Raw genomic sequence first — 16,051 nt, forward strand, 5'->3', positions numbered from 1 at the left:
CGCGTGCTCAGCGCGCGTCGACCGTGCTCGGAGCGAGCGAGCTCAGCCATCCCTCCCACTCGTCGAGTCCTTCGCCGGTGCGCGCGCTCGTGAGGATGATGCGGGCCGTCGGGTTGACGGCGCGCACGTTCGCGAGGAACAGGTCGAGGTCGAAGTCGAGGTGGGGGAGCAGATCGATCTTGTTGACGACCACGACGTCGACCGAGCGGAACATGACGGGGTACTTCAGCGGCTTGTCCTCACCCTCGGTCACGCTCGCGACCATGGCGCGATGGTGTGCGCCGGTGTCGAACTCCGCGGGGCAGACGAGGTTGCCGACGTTCTCGATCAGCACCACGTCGAGGGCGTCGAGGTCGAGGCCGTGCAGCGCCCGGTGCACCATGGGGGCGTCGAGGTGGCATTCTCCGCCGAAGCCGTTGCCGGTGTTCAGCAGCGAGATCTGGGCGCCGTGGCCGTCGAGGCGGTCGGCGTCGAGCGAGGTCTCGATGTCGCCCTCGACGATGCCGAACCGCACGTGCGCGCCGAGGTCGGCGAGGGTGCGCTCGAGCAGCGCGGTCTTGCCCGCGCCGGGGGAGGACATCACGTTGACGGCGACGACGCCCGCGCCGTCGAGGGCGGCGCGGTTGCGGGCGGCGGCGGCGTCGTTCTCGTCGAAGATGCGCTCGAGCACCTCGATGCGCTCGCTGCCGGTCTCGTAGCCGGAGTGGTCGCCGATGTGATCGTGGTCGTGGTCGCCGTGCGCGTGGTCATGCACGTCGCCATGCGTGTGCTCGTGGTCGTGGCTGTGCACGGTGCCATCGTCGTGGCGGTGGAATCTACCCATCTCGGTCGTACCCCTCTGTCGTGGCGACATCCATCGATCGCACCAGGAACTCCTCACCCGAGCGCACGGCCACATCGTTCGTGCCGCACGCGCTGCACACGATGATCGGGAGGCCCGTGAGCGTCGTCTCGGCCCCACAGCGCCGGCAGTCGAGCACGGCGGGGATGGATGTCACATCCAGCCGCGAGCCCGCCAGCTGAGGGGTCTGCTCGCAGACGACTCCCCAGCAGTAGACGAGTGTCTCGGGCACGACCTGACGAAGGTGCCCGACGTCGAGCTGCACGCGTTCGACCCGCCTCCCGCCGGCGGCGCGCGTGGCGATGCCGGCGATCGACCGGCACAGCGACAGCTCGTGCATCGGCGGCCCTCCCTCGGGTGCGCGGCGGATGCCGCGTGCTGGTCACCCTAGGACGCCCACCGCGGCAGCGGGAGAGGCGATCGCCGTGAGAATCCCCAGCGCGACACGGGCGCCGGGGCGGTCGCCGAGCCCGCTCAGCCCCGGTGCAGTGTCTCGGCGGGCGTCTCGCCGAACTCCTCGCGGTACCAGCCGGCGAAGCGGCCGCCGTGACCGAAGCCCCACCGCTCGGCGACGCCGGCGACGCTCGTACCGCGGCGTGCGTCGCCCGCGAGCAGGTCGGCGCGCACCCGCAGCAGGCGCTGCCGCCGCACGTAGGCGCCGGGTGTCGTGCCCAGTCGCGCCCGGAAGGTCTGCTGAACGTGGCGAGCGGACGCGTGCACCGCCGCGGCGAGATCGTCGATCGAGAACGGCTCGGCGAGATGCCGCTCGATGTGGTCGAGGGCGTCCTGCATGAGCGCCGTGCCGGAGGTGGGAGCCTGCAGCAGGGGCGAGTGGTTCGAGGGCTGCAGCAGCAGGAGCGACGAGACGAGCAGGTCCTCGATGCTCTGGCGGCCGAGAGGCGCCTGCAGCAGCGAGGCATCCATCATCGACTCGGTGCTGAGCAGCTGCACAGCGATGCTCCACCGGATGGTCTCGGGCCCGGAGAGATCGAACAGCGGCGCGAAGCGCACCGGCTCGTCGAGGCGGCGGCCGAGCATGCGGGCCAGCGCATCCTCGACCGCGCGGCGCTCCACGCGCACCAGCAGCCGCGGCGACTCGGGTGCGAGCTCGAGGCGCACCGGCATGCCGGGGGACACGACGACCGCCTGCACCGACGACGTCGTGAGCTCGTTCCCGGCGACACGGGTCGTCGAGGTGCGCGCCTGGTTCATATGCACGGTCACCGCGTCGGCGCTCGCGGGCACATCGACGGTCGCGGCCGCTCCCACATCGAGGTGGGCGAGGGTCACCGTGCCGAAGCGGCGCGCGGCGACGACCAGGTCGAGGCGTTCCCGGGCATCGTGGGGGGCGACGACGCCCCGGCCGAGCAGGTCGTGCAGGGCGTCGGCGGCGACGCCCGCATCGTCGGTGCGCACCAGCGGCGCACCCGTCAGCGCAGGGGGCACGCGGAGGGCGCGGTCGCTCGTCACGACACCCATTGTGCGCTCCGCGGATATTCACGGCGCTATCCGGATACGCCGCCGTGAGGCACCGGCCTACATTGACCCCAATACGCAGCCCGCCAGGGGGTCGGCTGCGACCGAACCGGCTCGCCCCAGCGAAGGAGAGAGGCCATGAGCGCACCCGTCCTCGACGTCGTCGGCGCGTCGGACGCCGATGCGATCCGCCTGCAGCAGCGCCTCAGCGATCCCGGCACCGTCGCGACCCTGAACCACCTGCTCGACAACGCCGAGATGGTCGCGGGCCTGCTCGACGTCGTCGCCGGGTTCTTCGCCCACTCCGACAACATCATCGACAACGTGGCCGTCAGCTACCACGAGGCCGTCGCGATGGTCACCGCGAGCCCCGTCGGCAAGCGCGTCGTCGACGCGGTGCCGAAGTTCGTGAAGCTCGCCGACCAGACCCTGCCGCTCGTCGAGCACATCGCCGACGTCGACCTCGTCGAACGGCTGAACCGCTCCGGACTGCTCGATCCCGCCCTGCTCGATCTCACCTGGCGGGTCGCCGAGGGTGTGCACCGGGCACAGCGGCAGGCGACCGAGGAGGCCGACCAGAAGCCGGCGGGACTCATGAAGATCGCCGGGATGGCGAACGACCCCGATGTGCGCCGCGGACTCGTGTTCGCGCTGCGCATCGTGAAGGAACTCGGCCGGTCGCTGCGCGCAGAGGGCGCCGCCGATGATGCCCAGGAAGAGGGGAAGACCGCGTGACCAGTGTGCTGTGGCTCCAAGGCGGAGCCTGTTCGGGGAACACCATGTCGTTCCTCAATGCCGACGAGCCCAGCGTCGTCGACCTCATCGTCGACTTCGGGCTCGAGGTGCTGTGGCATCCCTCGCTCGGCGTCGAGGCGGGCGCGGCGGCGAAGAAGATCTTCACCGACTGCGTCGACGGCACCCGCCCCCTCGACATCTTCGTCTTCGAGGGAAGCGTCATCGAGGGCCCCGACGGCACCGGCCGCTTCGACCTGTTCGCCGACCGTCCCATGAAGGACTGGGTCACCGAGCTCGCGGCCGCGGCATCCATCGTCGTCGCCATCGGCGACTGTGCGGCGTTCGGAGGTCTCCCGGCGGTCGCCCCGAACCCGAGCGGATCGACCGGCCTGCAGTTCCACCGCAAGGCCCGCGGCGGCTACCTCGGCGCCGACTGGGTGTCGAAGTCGGGCCTGCCGGTCGTGAACATCCCCGGCTGCCCCGCGCACCCCGACTGGATCACGCAGATCATCGTCGCCCTCGCCACCGGCCGCGCCGGCGACATCGCCCTCGACGACCTCGGTCGCCCGCAGACCTTCTTCACCCAGTTCGTGCACAACGGCTGCACGCGCAACACGTTCTTCGAGTTCAAGCAGTCCACCCTGGCCTTCGGCGAAGGCACCCGAACGGGCTGTCTGTTCTACGAGTTCGGATGCCGCGGCCCGATGACCCACGCGCCCTGCAACCGCATCCTGTGGAACCGACAGTCGTCCAAGACCCGCGCCGGCATGCCCTGCCTCGGTTGCACCGAGCCCGAGTTCCCCCACGCGGACCTCGCGCCCGGCACCGTGTTCGCCACCCAGCTCATCGCCGGGGCGATCCCGAAGGACCTCCCGCCCGGGGAGGACCACGTCACCTATCTCGCGATGGCTGCGGCGGCACGCATCTCTGCCCCGAAGTGGTCGAAGGAAGACATGTTCGTCGTCTGACGGGCAGGAAGAGGCATCCGGATCATGAGTTCGACCATCGATCTCCACGTCAGCCCCCTCGGCCGCGTCGAAGGTGACCTGGACGTGCGCGTCACGATCGAGGACGGCGTCGTCACCGACGCCTGGACGCAGTGTCAGATGTTCCGCGGGTTCGAGACGATCCTGCGGGGCAAGGACATGCGCGCCGGCCTCATCATGACGCCGCGCATCTGCGGCATCTGCGGCGGCAGCCACCTCTACAAGGCGTGCTACGCGCTCGACACCGCGTTCCAGACCTTCGTGCCGCACAACGCGACGCTCGTGCGCAACATCGCCCAGGCGGTGGAGACGCTGCAGTCGATCCCGCGCTACTTCTACGCGATCTTCGCGATCGACCTCGTCAACGAGAAGTACAAGAGCTCGCCGCTGTACGAGGAGGCCGTGCGCCGGTTCGCGCCGTACGTCGGCACGAGCTACCAGCCGGGCGTCGTGCTCAGCCAGAAGCCGGTCGAGATCTACGCGATCTTCGGCGGGCAGTGGCCGCACTCGTCGTTCATGGTGCCGGGCGGCATCATGGGCGCACCGACGCTGAGCGACGTGACGCGCTCGGTCGCGATCCTGAAGAACTGGAAGGACAACTGGCTCGAGAAGCAGTGGCTCGGGTCGTCGGTCGAGCGCTGGCTCGAGAACCGCACCTGGGAGGACGTGCTGGCCTGGGTCGACGAGAACCACGCGCAGCGCAACTCCGACTGCGGCTTCTTCATCCGGTTCGCGCTCGACATCGGCCTCGACACCTACGGGCAGGGCTGGGGCAACTACATCGCTTCGGGCACCTACTTCGACCCGGCGTCCTACGACCGTCCGACGATCGAGGGCCGCAACGCGGGACTCATCGTGCGCTCCGGCGTCTACGCGGGCGGGCAGCACTTCGAGTACGACCAGGCACGGGTGTCCGAGGATGTCGCGCACTCGTTCTACCGCGGATCCGACAACGTGCACCCGTTCGACGGCGAGCAGAACGCGATCGACCCGTTCATCGGTGCGAAGGAGGACAAGTACTCCTTCGCCAAGTCGCCCCGCTACGACGTGCCCGGCATCGGACGCCTGCCGCTGGAGGCGGGGCCCCTCGCCCGGCAGATCGTCGCCGGCAAGCCCGCGACATCCGACTTCCAGGACTACGACCCGCTGTTCACCGACGTGCTGGCCAAGAAGGGCCCGTCGGTGCTGGTGCGGCAGCTCGCCCGCATGCACGAGGCGCCGAAGTACTACGAGAAGGTGCTGCAGTGGCTCGGCGAGATCGACCTGCACGGGTCGTTCTACCAGACCCCGGTCGACCCGGTGTCGGCCCGCGGCTACGGCGGCACGGAGGCCGCGCGCGGCGCGCTGCAGGACTGGATCGTCATCGAGGACGGCAAGATCGCGAACTACAACGTGATCACCCCGAGCGCGTGGAACCTCGGCCCCCGCGACAAGGACGCCGTCGTCGGCCCGATCGAGAAGGCCCTCATCGGCACGCCGATCCACAACCCCGAGGATCCGATCGAGCTCGGGCACGTCACCCGCAGCTTCGACGCCTGCATCGTGTGCACCGTGCACGCGTACGACGGCAAGACCGGTCGCGAGCTGTCGTCGTTCGTGATCAACAGCATGGTGTGATGTGACCGGCGCAGGACCGGCTCCGTACGAGCTGCTCGATGAGGTGGTGGGGCCGCGGCTCGACCTCCTGGTGATCGGCTGCGGCAACGTGCTGCGCGGCGACGACGCCGCCGGACCCGTGGTGGTGCGGCGGCTGTGGGAGGCGGGCGCCCTCCCCGAGAGCGTGCGGCTCGCCGACGGCGGCACGAGCGGGATGGATGTCGCCTTCCAGATGCAGCGCGCCGACCGGGTGCTGATCGTGGATGCCGCGAGCACGGGCGCCGAGCCCGGCACGCTGTACGCGGTGCCGGGCGACGTGGTTGCGGGGCTTCCGGCGGCCGGCACGCTGGGCAGCCACGACTTCCGCTGGGACCACGCCATCGCGTTCGCGCGGTGGCTGCTGGGTCCGTACTTCCCCGCCGAGGTCGACGTGGTGCTGATCGAGGGCGCCTCGTTCGGCTACGGCGACGCGCTCAGCCCCGCGGTCGAGCGCGGTGTCGAGCGGGCCGTGGCGCTGGTCACCGAGAGGATCGCCGAGTATGCCTGACGTCGCCGTCGAGACCGTGACGGTCGAGTTCACCGCCGAGGGGCATCTGCGGTTGCCGGCGGCGTTCGCGCGCGCCCATTTCCCCGACGACAGACTGGCGGCGCTGCGCACCGACCCGGCGCACATCGTCATCATGCCGGTCGGGGTCGCCGCCCCGAACGGCATCATGATGAAGCAGCGCAACCTGCTCGGCGACCGCAGCGCGCTGCTGCGCGAGGCCCTCTCGGACGAGTTCACCGTCGGCCCCGTCGACGCCGAGTGGTCGGCGAAGCGCCGCCGGCTCACCATTCCCGCGGGGGCGACGTCGTGACCGGCATCGCCCGTCCCCAGGCACTGGGCGCGTTCCCGTTCCCCGCGGGTCTTCTGCTGATCGCCGGGGGTGAGGAGACGGATGCCGCGCGCACCGCGCTCGTGCGCGGCATCCTGCCGGAGACCTGGCCGGCCCGCCTCGAGGGGGTGCGTCTCGTGCACGAGGGCCGCCTCGACGAGGCCGCCGCCTGGTTCGCGGACTCCGACGACCCCGTCGACCGCTACAACCTGTTCGTGCTCGACCCCGAGCGTGTGAGCCGGTCGGAGGCCGCCGCCGCCGTCGGCGACGACTGGCGTCCGCTCGTCGATCACGTCGCCTACACGGTCGGGCTCACGAGCGTGCCGCCGACGTCCGAGGGGCTCGACGGCGAACTGGCCGCGCTCGTCGGCACCGCCGAGGCAGCCGCCGCCCTCGCCGACGGCGACGAGCCCGTGGCCCTCGCCCACCTGCGGCTCGCCGCCGACGCCGCCCGCGACGTCGCCCCGGCGCTCGCCGGCGTGGTGCTGAGCGAGCTCGCCGGCCGCGGCCACGATCTGGTCGACGCCGAGGAGGCGGTCGCGCTGCTGCGCGGCACCGACCTGCCGGCGGCGGCCGCCGAGGCCTTCTTCCACCGTGCCGGGCTCGTGCACGGCCTCGCGATCGAGGGACGCCGCTCGCTCGGCGACGCGATCGCGGGCTACACGGAGGCGCTGCGCCGGATCGACGAGGTCGGGCAGCGGTCGCTGTTCGCGCGCATCCATCTGAACCTCGGCACCGCCTACCTCGCCGCCCCGATCGTCTCGGACGCCGATCACCTGCGGGTCGGCATCGCGCTGCAGTCGCTGCGCACCGCGGTGCGGCTGCTCGACGAGGAGCGCGACGCCGAGGAATGGGCGAGCGCCCGTCTGAACCTCGCGAACGCGCTCGTCTACGCTCCGTCCGCGAAGCAGCGCGACCACCTCATGGAGGCCGTCGACCTGTACGAGGTGGTGCTGCGCACCCGTTCGCCGAAGAAGGACGCCCTCGGGCGCGCGCGGGTGCTGTCGAACCAGGGCAACGCGCTCGCGCACCTGGGTCTGCTCGGCGATGCGCGCGAGCGCTTCGATGAGGCCGAGTTCCTGTTCGCGTCGAAGGGCGATGAGAGCTCCGCCGCGATCGTGCGCGATCTGCGCGGCAGCCTGATCGCCGTGGGCGCCGACGACTGAGAAGAGGATGCCCCGCATGACCACCATCGCCCCCACCCCCGCCGACGAGACCGTCGACCTCGACGCCGCCGCCACGCGGCTCGACCGGGCCGTCGCGGCCCTCGCCGAGCTGTCTCCGGAGAGTCGCGCGGTCGCGGACGAGTTCGCGCTCGCCGCCGACGCGCTCGCGAAGGACGCGCTGACCACGATCGTGCGCACTCTCCGCGCCGACCCGCGCGGCAAGGAGCTGCTGTTCGAGCTCGTCGACGACCCGGCCGTGCGCATGCTGCTCGGCATGCACGGCATCATCCGCATGCCCGACCCGGCCGGGATCGCCGCTCCCGTCGAGCGGCGACCCGCGTTCGTGAGCCTCGAGGCGATGCTGCGCGGCCCCCGGGCCGTGCCGATCGGCGCCTGCGGGGTCGGCGCGCACGCCTGCGGACCCGAGGGCTGCGGCTGCGGCGCGCACTGAGGTCGACGTGCTCTCCCCGACATCCCCCTCGCTCGAACGCCACGCACTCACCGTGCGCGGCGTGGTGCAGGGTGTCGGCTTCCGGCCGCACGTCGCCCGGGTGGCGGCCGCCTACGGGGTGACCGGCTGGTGTGGCAACGACGACGAGAGCGTCTTCATCGAGGCGCAGGCCACGAGGGGCGCTCTCGGCGCGTTCGTCGCCGCGGTGCGCGCCGATGCGCCCGCGCTCGCCGTGGTCGACGACGTCGAGGTGCGCGCGGTCGCGACCATCCCCGACGAGAGCGGCTTCCGCATCGTGCCCTCGCGGCGGGCCGAGGGGGCGCGCACCCTGATCCCCGCCGACGCGGGGCTGTGCGACGACTGCCGCCGCGAGCTGCACGACCCGACCGACCGCCGCTACCGGTACCCCTTCATCACCTGCACGAACTGCGGTCCGCGGCTCAGCATCATCCGCGACCTGCCCTACGACCGCCCGCTGACGACCATGTCGGTGTTCCCGATGTGCGACGCGTGCCGTGCCGAGTACGACGACCCGCTCGACCGGCGCTTCCACGCCCAGCCGATCAGCTGCTGGGAGTGCGGCCCCACGCTCCGCTACGACGAGGACGCCGAACCGGATGCCGCGGCCACCGGCCTCGACGCGATCGACGCCGCCCGTGCGCTGGTGCGCTCCGGGGGCATCCTCGCGGTGAAGGGGCTCGGCGGCTACACCCTCATGTGCGACGCGCGCGACGAGCACGCCGTGTCGCGCCTGCGGGAGCGCAAGCACCGCCCCGACAAGCCGTTCGCAGTGATGGCGGGATCGGTCGCGCTCGCCGCCCAGCTCATCGACCTCGACCCGCGTGCGGGACGGGAGCTGGCGGGACCGGCGCGCCCCATCGTGATCGCCGGGCAGGCCGCGGCATCCGATCTGGCACCGTCGGTGGCCCCCGGGCTCGATCGGGTGGGCGTGATGCTCGCGAGCGCCGCGGTGCACGAGCTGCTGCTCGGCGACGGCGACGTGTGGGTGGCGACGAGCGGCAACGTGTCGGGCGATCCGCTGTTCTTCGACGACGACGAGGCGCGGGCGGGGCTCGCGGGCATCGCCGACGCGTTCGTGTCGAACGACCGGCGGATCCACGTGCCCGTCGAGGACTCCGTGGTGCTCGCCGACCCCGACCGCGACGAGCTCGTGCCGCTGCGGCGCAGCCGCGGCTACGCGCCCCTGCCGGTGCGGCTCGCCTCGGGCGCCGGCGCGGTGCTCGCGGTCGGCGGTGAGCTGAAGAGCACGTTCGCCCTCACCCGTGACGGCATGGCGTTCCTCTCGCCCCACATCGGTGACATGGGGTCGCTGGCCTGCCAGCGCGCGTTCGAGCGCAGCGTCGCCCAGCTCGCGGCCCTGCACCGCCGCGAGCCCGACCTGCTCGTCGCCGACCGGCACCCCGACTACGCGACCACCCGGTGGGCCGAGCGGCACGCCGAGGCCCGCGGCATCCCCCTGCTGCAGGTGCAGCACCACCACGCGCATGCGCTGAGCCTCGTCGCCGAGCACCAGGCCGGCGGTGAGCCCGTCGTCGTCGCGACCTTCGACGGCACCGGGTTCGGCGACGACGGCACGAGCTGGGGCGGCGAGTTCCTCGCGCTCGACGCGCGGCCGCTGCGGTGGGAGCGCGCCGCCCACCTGCGCCCGTTCCGGCTGCCCGGCGGCGACAGCGCGACCCGCAACCCGTGGAAGACCGCCGTCGCCGTGCTCGCCGACTGGGGCATCGACGACACCGGCCTGCCCTGCCTCGACGCCGCCCCGCCCGCCGAGCTCGCCGTCGTGCGTTCGCAGCTCGCCGCGGGCATCGCGTGCCCGACGACCTCCAGCGTCGGTCGCCTGTTCGACGCCGTCGCGTCACTGCTCGGTGTGCGCCACCGGGTGACGTACGAGGCGCAGGCCGCGATGGAGCTGGAGGCCGCGGCATCCGCCTGCCGACACGGCGGCCACGGCGCCGCACCCGACGTCACGCCCGAGACGCTCGTGCGCGAGCTCGCCGACCGGCTGCGCGCCGGCGACGCCGTCGCGTGCCTTGCGCGGCGGTTCCACGACGGCATCGCCATGTGGACCGCCCAGACCCTCGCGCACGTCGCCGCCGCCCGCGGCGCGCGTCTGGTGGGGCTCTCGGGCGGCACCTGGCAGAACCTCGCCCTGCGCACGGCGGTGCGTGCCACGCTCACCGCACTGCAGGTGCCGGTGCTCGTGCACGAGCGCGTGCCGGCCGGCGACGGAGGTCTCAGTCTGGGGCAGGCCTGGGCCGGCACCCTGCTGCTGGAGAGAGGGGAGGACGCACATGTGTCTCGCGATTCCGGGTCGCATCCTGCGACGGTGGGATGAGGGCGGCGCGCTGCTCGCGGAGGTCGACTTCGCGGGCGAGCTGCGCCGGGTGAAGCTGAACTTCCTGCCCGACCTCGAGGTCGGCGACCACGTCATCGTGCACGCCGGCTTCGCGCTCACCAGAGTGCCCGAGGAGCAGGTCGCGCAGGTCATGTCCGCGATGCGCGATGCGGGCCTGCTCGACGAGTTCCCGGCGGTGGCGTCGTGAGTGACGGGCGGGTCGCGGCGGTGCACCTCGCTCGCAGTCGCGCGATCGACGGCGCCCTGTATGTCGTGACGGATGCCGCGGCTCCCGCGCCGTTCGTCGCGGTGCCGACGGCGGGCGCCGAGGCGGTGCTGCGCGCCCGGGTGCGGGCCGGGGACAGCGTCGTGGCAGTGGCGGACTTCCCGGGGCGCGACCGCATCCTGCGCCGTGCGTCGGCGTGGGGCGCGAACGCGATCTGGGTGGGGGAGTCGTCCCGCCCCGACGACGGGCTCGCGACGGTGTGCGTGCCGGGCGACCCGCGGGAGCTCCTCGCCGACTGGGCCGAGTCGGCGCCGCGCCTGGCGGCCGACCCGCTCGCGATCGCCCCGGCGATCGTGGAGTGCACCGACGAGGTGTGCATCACCTGCAGCGACGAGGGGCGCCTCGGCGAGGTGGTCGCCGCCCCCGAGGGCCTGTTCGAGCCGGCGCGGGTGCGCACGGCCGATGGCCTCGAAGACGTCGACGTGACGATCGTCGGGCAGGTGCTGCCCGGCGACCTCCTCGTCATCCACGCGGGCACCGCGATCGCCCTGGTCGCCGAGCCCGCATCCCTTCCCCCGATCGGAGACCCCCGATGACCGACCAGGCTGCGCCCCCGCGCTCCAAGAACCGGCTCAACGACAGCGAGGACGACGTCCTCGCCCGCATCGAGGCGTTCCGCCGTCGACGGCCCCGTCTCATCGACGAGTTCGTGACCCTCGCCCACGGCGCCGGCGGCAAGGCGTCCGCGGCGCTCGTCGACGCGGTGTTCTTCGAGGCGTTCGGCTCGCCGACACCGTCGGATCCGGGCGATGCGGCCGTGCTCGAGGTGCCCGCCGGGCGTCTCGCGTTCACGACCGACTCGTACGTCGTCAACCCGATCCGCTTCCCGGGCGGCTCGATCGGCGACCTCGCCGTCAACGGCACCGTCAACGACCTCGCGGTCACCGGCGCCGTGCCGCGGTGGATCACAGCCGCGTTCGTGATCGAGGAGGGCCTGTCGATCGATGTGCTGCGGGAGGTCGCCGCCGACATGCGGCGCGCCGCCGACGCGGCGGGCGTCGCGATCGTCGCGGGCGACACGAAGGTGGTGCCGCGGGGAGCCGCCGACAAGGTCTTCATCACCACCGCGGGGGTCGGCCTCATCCCCGAGGGCCGTGAGCTTGGCGCGCACCTCGTCGAGCCCGGCGACGCGATCCTCGTGTCCGGACCCATCGGCTCCCACGGCATGGCGGTCATGCTCGCCCGCGGCACCCTGGCGATCGATGCGCCGGTCGCGAGCGACTCACGAGCAGTGTCCGCTCTGGTCGAGGCGATGATGGATGCCGCGCCCGGCACCAGGTGGATGCGCGACGCCACCCGTGGCGGCCTCGGCACGGTGCTCAACGAGCTCGTGCAGGCGGCCGGTCTCGGCGTGATCGTCGACGACGACGCGGTGCCGGTGGAACCCGCCGCGCGCGGCGCGTGCGACATGCTCGGCATCGACCCGCTCTACGTCGCGAACGAGGGCATGTTCGCCGCGATCGTGCCGGCGGCGCAGGCGGATGCCGCGCTCGCCGCCCTGCGGTCGCTGCCCGGCGGCGCGCAGGCCGCCCGCATCGGCGAGGTCGTCGCCTCGCCGTCCGACATCGTCGCCGTGCGCAATGCGTTCGGCGGCACCCGCATCGTCGACATGCTCGTCGGCGATCCGCTCCCGCGGATCTGCTGACCGGCCGCACGGAAAGAAGGAACCCCCCATGTGTCTGGGCATCCCCGGCGAGATCGTCGCCATCGTCGACGACGCCGACGACCTCGCGTCCGTCGAGGTGAGCGGCGTGCGCCGCACCATCTCGACCCGCCTCCTCGCCGATGAGGGGGTGAGGGTGGGGGACTGGGTGCTGGTGCACGTGGGGTTCGCGATGAGCAAGATCGACGAGCGCGAGGCCGACCTCACCCTCGATCAGATCCGGAAGCTCGGTCGCACCTACGACGAGGAGCTCGAGGCCTTCATGGAGACGGAGATCGTCTGATGCGTTTCGTCGATGAGTTTCGCGACCCGGCGGCTGCCCGGTCGCTGCTGACGGTCATCGAGGGCCAGGCCGAGCGCCTCGGTCGCCCGCTGTCGTTCATGGAGGTGTGCGGCGGTCACACGCACACCATCTACCGGCACGGCCTCGAGCACCTGCTGCCGGAGTCGATCCAGCTCGTGCACGGTCCCGGCTGCCCGGTGTGCGTCATCCCGATGGGTCGCGTCGACGACGCGGTCTGGCTCGCGCACCGTCCCGGCGTGATCTTCACGACCTTCGGCGACATGATGCGGGTGCCTGGCACCGAGGGGAGCCTGCTGCAGGCGCAGGCCTCGGGCGCGGACGTGCGGTTCGTCTACTCGCCGCTCGACGCGCTGAAGATCGCGATCGACAACCCCGACAAGGAGGTCGTGTTCTTCGCCGTGGGCTTCGAGACGACCGCTCCCTCCACCGCGGTGACGATCGCGCGGGCCGCGGCCCTCGACGTGCGGAACTTCTCGATCTTCTGCAACCACGTGCTCATCGAGCCGCCGCTGCGCGCCATCCTCGACTCGGCCGACCTCGAGCTCGACGGCTTCATCGGCCCCGGGCACGTCTCGACCGTCGTCGGCACCGAGATCTTCCGGTTCATCCCCGAGGAGTACGGCCTGCCGATCGTGGTGACCGGCTTCGAGCCGCTCGACATCCTGCAGTCGATCGAGATGCTGCTGGCCCAGTACGAGAGCGGGCGCTGCGAGGTCGAGAACCAGTACGCCCGCGTCGTGCGGCCCGAAGGCAATCCCGCCGCCCTCGCCCTCATGCGACAGGTGTTCGCGGTGCGCGAGACCTTCGAGTGGCGCGGGCTCGGCTACATCCCGCGCTCGGGCTACGGCATCCACCCCGACTACGCCCGCTTCGACGCGGAGCAGAAGTTCGCGATGCCGGGCGTGCGGGTCGCCGACCCGCCGGCCTGCGAGTGCGGCAGCGTGCTGCGCGGGGTCATCAAGCCCTGGCAGTGCAAGGTGTTCGGTACGGCCTGCACCCCGGAGACGCCGATCGGCACCTGCATGGTCTCGCCCGAGGGTGCGTGCGCCGCGTACTACAACTTCGGGCGCCTGCACCGCGAGGCCGCGCAGGCGGTGGCGCGGGCGTGACCGCCGCCGGTGAGCGGCTGTTCGCGCGCTACGCGCATCAGCCGAACGAACGCGGGTACTGCGGCCCCGAGGGTGCCGACGGCCTCGCCGCGGTCGCGCGGGGGGAGGCGGCATCCGTCTCGGTGCCCGACGTCGCCCGGCGCTTCTCGGGCGCCTGGCCTTACCTCACTGTCGTGGGCGGTCTGCTGGGCGTCGACCCGCTCGACGAGCGGGCGGTGCGGGCCTACTGGACGGGCTCGGCCGAGGGCGACGCGCTCGACGCCGACGAGGTGTGGCGACGGCTGGTCGCGATCATCGGGCCGCAGGCGGGCTCGTACTGGACACACCTCGACGACAGGCTCGCCGCCGAGGCGGCACCGCACCACGCGTTCCACGTGTTCGGCGTCTACCCGTGGACGCGCCTGCTCGACACCGGCCTCCCCGAGCCCGTGCAGGTGCTCGCCGACTGCAGCGTGGTGCCGGCGCGCGTGCGCGAGGTCGTCGACGACGGATGCCTCGTCGACGCCCCGGCGCTGCACTACGCCGACGGCAGCCTGGCGTGGGGCGATGCCGTCCCGCGCCGGGTGGCGGTGCCGTACGGCGACGAACTCGCGGTAGGAGATGCGGTCACGGTGCACTGGGACGCCGTGTGCGAGCGCATCGACGACGCGGATGCCGCGGCCCTCGCCGCGCGCCTCGCGTCGCAGCTCGAGCGGGTCAACGCCCGTCTCGCCGCCGCGCTCCCCCGGTGACGGCACTCCGCCGCGCTGCTGCGCTGACGGCACCCCGCCGACGCGGCGCCGCCCTCAGTGGCCGGAGATGGCGTCCGCGATGCGGGCGACGACCGAGGTGCGCGCCGTGCCCGTCGCCGCCTCGACGCGGTCGGCCGCGCGGTAGGCGGCGTAGAGCCCGCGGACGGCCAGCCACCGCAGCGGCTCGACCTCCCACCGGTGGGCGCGGTGGTTCACCCATGGCAGGCGGGTGAGTGCGGTGTCGCGGCCGAGCACCAGGTCGGCGAGGGTGCGGCCGGCGAGATTCGTGGCGGTCACCCCGGTGCCGACGTACCCGCCCGCCCAGCCGAGGCCGGTAGCGCGGTCGAACCCGACGGTCGCCGCCCAGTCGCGCGGCACCCCGAGCACGCCCGACCACGCGTGCGCGATCGGCACGCGCACGGCCGCGGGGAAGAAGGTGCGCAGCAGTGCCGTGAGCTGGCGCACGGTGCCCGGCGCGGTGGAGCCGTCGGCATCGACCCGCGAGCCGTAGCGGTACGGCACCCCGCGGCCGCCGAACGCGATGCGATCGTCGGCGGTGCGCTGCGCGTACATGTAGACGTGCGCCATGTCGCCGAGGGTCGCCCGCCCGTCCCACCCGATCTCGTCCCACGCGTCCGCCGGCAGCGGCTCGGTGACGATCATCGACGAGTTCATCGGCAGCCAGGTGCGGTGGGTCGCGGGAAGGCCCGCCGTGAAGCCCTCCGTCGCGCGGATCACGATCGGCGCCCTGACGTCGCCGTGCGCGGTGCGCGCGCGGCCCGGCACGATCTCCTCGACCCGGGTCTGCTCGTAGATCGTCACATCCCGCCGCTCGACCGCCGCGGCCAGCCCCGCGGCGAGCGCGGCCGGGTCGATGCGCGCGCAGTGCGGATGCCACAGGGACCCGAGCGCCCCGGCGACCCGCACGCGCTCGGCGGTGGCCGCGGCATCCGCCCACTCGAGGTCGGTGTGGGGCCAGGCCGCCTCGGCATCGGCGAACGCGCGCAGCCGCGCGAGCTCGGCGGGCGTGCGCGCGACGGTCAGTTCGCCGCCCTTGTGCGCACCGATGTCGATGCCCTCACGGGCGGCGACCGCGAGCACCTCGTCGACCGTGTCGTTGAGCGCGCGCTGCTGGTCGATCGCGGCCTCGCGGCCGTGGCTGCGGACGTAGCGCTCGCGGCCGCCCGTCACCGAGTTGGTGAGCCAGCCGCCGTTGCGGCCCGAGGCGCCGTAGCCCGCGAAGCGCTGCTCGATCACCGCGATCCGCAGCGACGGATCGAGGCCCGCGAGCGAGTACGCCGTCCAGAGTCCGGTGTAGCCGGCGCCGACGATGCACACGTCCGCCTCGATCGACCCTGCAAGCGCCGCGCGCGGCGCGGGCGCCCCGCCCCGACGCGCCCACCAGAACGACACCTCACCGTTGCGGGTCATGCCTGCGCTCCCATACCCGCGATCCTAGGCATCCTGCCGGCAGAC

At 72.6% G+C, this 16,051-nt stretch carries 18 protein-coding genes; 14 read left to right on the forward strand and 4 right to left on the reverse strand.

Annotation, left to right across the window (positions count from 1 at the left end; all coding sequences use genetic code 11):
* Positions 1-7: 7 nt before the first annotated feature.
* The 3 genes from hypB to BGO15_RS05645 form a co-directional block, all read right to left on the reverse strand.
* Positions 8-790 carry a hydrogenase nickel incorporation protein HypB gene (hypB, locus tag BGO15_RS05635; RefSeq protein WP_235557441.1) on the reverse strand — a complete coding sequence of 261 codons (783 nt, stop codon included), beginning with the start codon at positions 788-790 and terminating at the stop codon, positions 8-10.
* Positions 791-815: 25 nt separating this feature from the next.
* Positions 816-1,181, reverse strand: coding sequence for a hydrogenase maturation nickel metallochaperone HypA (locus BGO15_RS05640; RefSeq protein WP_045247830.1), 366 nt, complete (start codon positions 1,179-1,181; stop codon positions 816-818).
* Between the two features lie 134 nt (positions 1,182-1,315).
* Positions 1,316-2,311 (reverse strand): AraC family transcriptional regulator, encoded by a 996-nt coding sequence (locus tag BGO15_RS05645; protein ID WP_162237858.1) that lies wholly within the window; start codon positions 2,309-2,311, stop codon positions 1,316-1,318.
* 144 nt (positions 2,312-2,455) lie between these two features.
* Here BGO15_RS05645 and BGO15_RS05650 point away from each other — a divergent pair, with 144 nt between their 5' ends.
* Genes BGO15_RS05650 through BGO15_RS05715 form a run of 14 tightly spaced genes read left to right on the forward strand, consistent with a single transcriptional unit; the run spans position 2,456 to position 14,575 of the window.
* Positions 2,456-3,052: a DUF1641 domain-containing protein gene (locus BGO15_RS05650; RefSeq protein WP_056207565.1), complete on the forward strand. Its 597-nt coding sequence runs from the start codon at positions 2,456-2,458 to the stop codon at positions 3,050-3,052.
* A gap of 5 nt (positions 3,053-3,057) precedes the next feature.
* Complete coding sequence (locus BGO15_RS05655; protein ID WP_268768775.1) at positions 3,058-4,020, forward strand: NADH-quinone oxidoreductase subunit B family protein; 963 nt, start codon at positions 3,058-3,060, stop codon at positions 4,018-4,020.
* A gap of 24 nt (positions 4,021-4,044) precedes the next feature.
* Positions 4,045-5,655 (forward strand): nickel-dependent hydrogenase large subunit, encoded by a 1,611-nt coding sequence (locus BGO15_RS05660; protein WP_056207562.1) that lies wholly within the window; start codon positions 4,045-4,047, stop codon positions 5,653-5,655.
* 1 nt (position 5,656) lies between these two features.
* A complete protein-coding gene (locus BGO15_RS05665; protein WP_200930869.1) occupies positions 5,657-6,181 on the forward strand; it encodes a hydrogenase maturation protease in 525 nt (174 codons plus the stop codon).
* Complete coding sequence (locus BGO15_RS05670; protein ID WP_056519401.1) at positions 6,174-6,491, forward strand: hypothetical protein; 318 nt, start codon at positions 6,174-6,176, stop codon at positions 6,489-6,491. Before BGO15_RS05665 ends, BGO15_RS05670 begins: the two co-directional genes overlap by 8 nt.
* Positions 6,488-7,675, forward strand: a complete 1,188-nt coding sequence (locus BGO15_RS05675; RefSeq protein WP_056207559.1) for a hypothetical protein — start codon at positions 6,488-6,490, stop codon at positions 7,673-7,675. Before BGO15_RS05670 ends, BGO15_RS05675 begins: the two co-directional genes overlap by 4 nt.
* A 16-nt stretch (positions 7,676-7,691) precedes the next feature.
* Positions 7,692-8,126 (forward strand): NifU-related iron-sulfur-binding protein, encoded by a 435-nt coding sequence (locus tag BGO15_RS05680; RefSeq protein WP_045247834.1) that lies wholly within the window; start codon positions 7,692-7,694, stop codon positions 8,124-8,126.
* A 7-nt stretch (positions 8,127-8,133) separates the two neighbouring features.
* Entirely contained in the window at positions 8,134-10,482 is a 2,349-nt protein-coding gene (gene hypF, locus BGO15_RS05685; protein WP_082483089.1) for a carbamoyltransferase HypF, read from the forward strand.
* A complete protein-coding gene (locus BGO15_RS05690) occupies positions 10,439-10,690 on the forward strand; it encodes a HypC/HybG/HupF family hydrogenase formation chaperone (RefSeq protein WP_045247835.1) in 252 nt (83 codons plus the stop codon). Before hypF ends, BGO15_RS05690 begins: the two co-directional genes overlap by 44 nt.
* Positions 10,687-11,304, forward strand: coding sequence for a hypothetical protein (locus BGO15_RS05695; RefSeq protein ID WP_056519404.1), 618 nt, complete (start codon positions 10,687-10,689; stop codon positions 11,302-11,304). Before BGO15_RS05690 ends, BGO15_RS05695 begins: the two co-directional genes overlap by 4 nt.
* Positions 11,301-12,413 (forward strand): hydrogenase expression/formation protein HypE, encoded by a 1,113-nt coding sequence (hypE, locus tag BGO15_RS05700; RefSeq protein ID WP_082483107.1) that lies wholly within the window; start codon positions 11,301-11,303, stop codon positions 12,411-12,413. Before BGO15_RS05695 ends, hypE begins: the two co-directional genes overlap by 4 nt.
* Before the next feature lie 28 nt (positions 12,414-12,441).
* Positions 12,442-12,714, forward strand: coding sequence for a HypC/HybG/HupF family hydrogenase formation chaperone (locus tag BGO15_RS05705; RefSeq protein ID WP_045247836.1), 273 nt, complete (start codon positions 12,442-12,444; stop codon positions 12,712-12,714).
* Positions 12,714-13,844 carry a hydrogenase formation protein HypD gene (hypD, locus tag BGO15_RS05710; RefSeq protein WP_056207556.1) on the forward strand — a complete coding sequence of 377 codons (1,131 nt, stop codon included), beginning with the start codon at positions 12,714-12,716 and terminating at the stop codon, positions 13,842-13,844. The genes BGO15_RS05705 and hypD overlap by 1 nt, the downstream gene beginning before the upstream one ends.
* The gene (locus BGO15_RS05715; RefSeq protein ID WP_056207554.1) at positions 13,841-14,575 is read left to right on the forward strand and encodes a DUF6390 family protein; all 735 of its coding nucleotides are present in this window, start codon (positions 13,841-13,843) and stop codon (positions 14,573-14,575) included. The genes hypD and BGO15_RS05715 overlap by 4 nt, the downstream gene beginning before the upstream one ends.
* 54 nt (positions 14,576-14,629) lie before the next feature.
* Here the strand turns inward: BGO15_RS05715 and BGO15_RS05720 are convergent, their stop codons facing one another.
* Positions 14,630-16,006 carry an NAD(P)/FAD-dependent oxidoreductase gene (locus BGO15_RS05720; protein ID WP_056207551.1) on the reverse strand — a complete coding sequence of 459 codons (1,377 nt, stop codon included), beginning with the start codon at positions 16,004-16,006 and terminating at the stop codon, positions 14,630-14,632.
* Positions 16,007-16,051 lie beyond the last annotated feature (45 nt).

This window comes from Microbacterium sp. 71-23, from assembly GCF_001897265.1.
In the GTDB taxonomy this organism is placed as follows: Bacteria; Actinomycetota; Actinomycetes; order Actinomycetales; family Microbacteriaceae; genus Microbacterium; species Microbacterium ginsengisoli.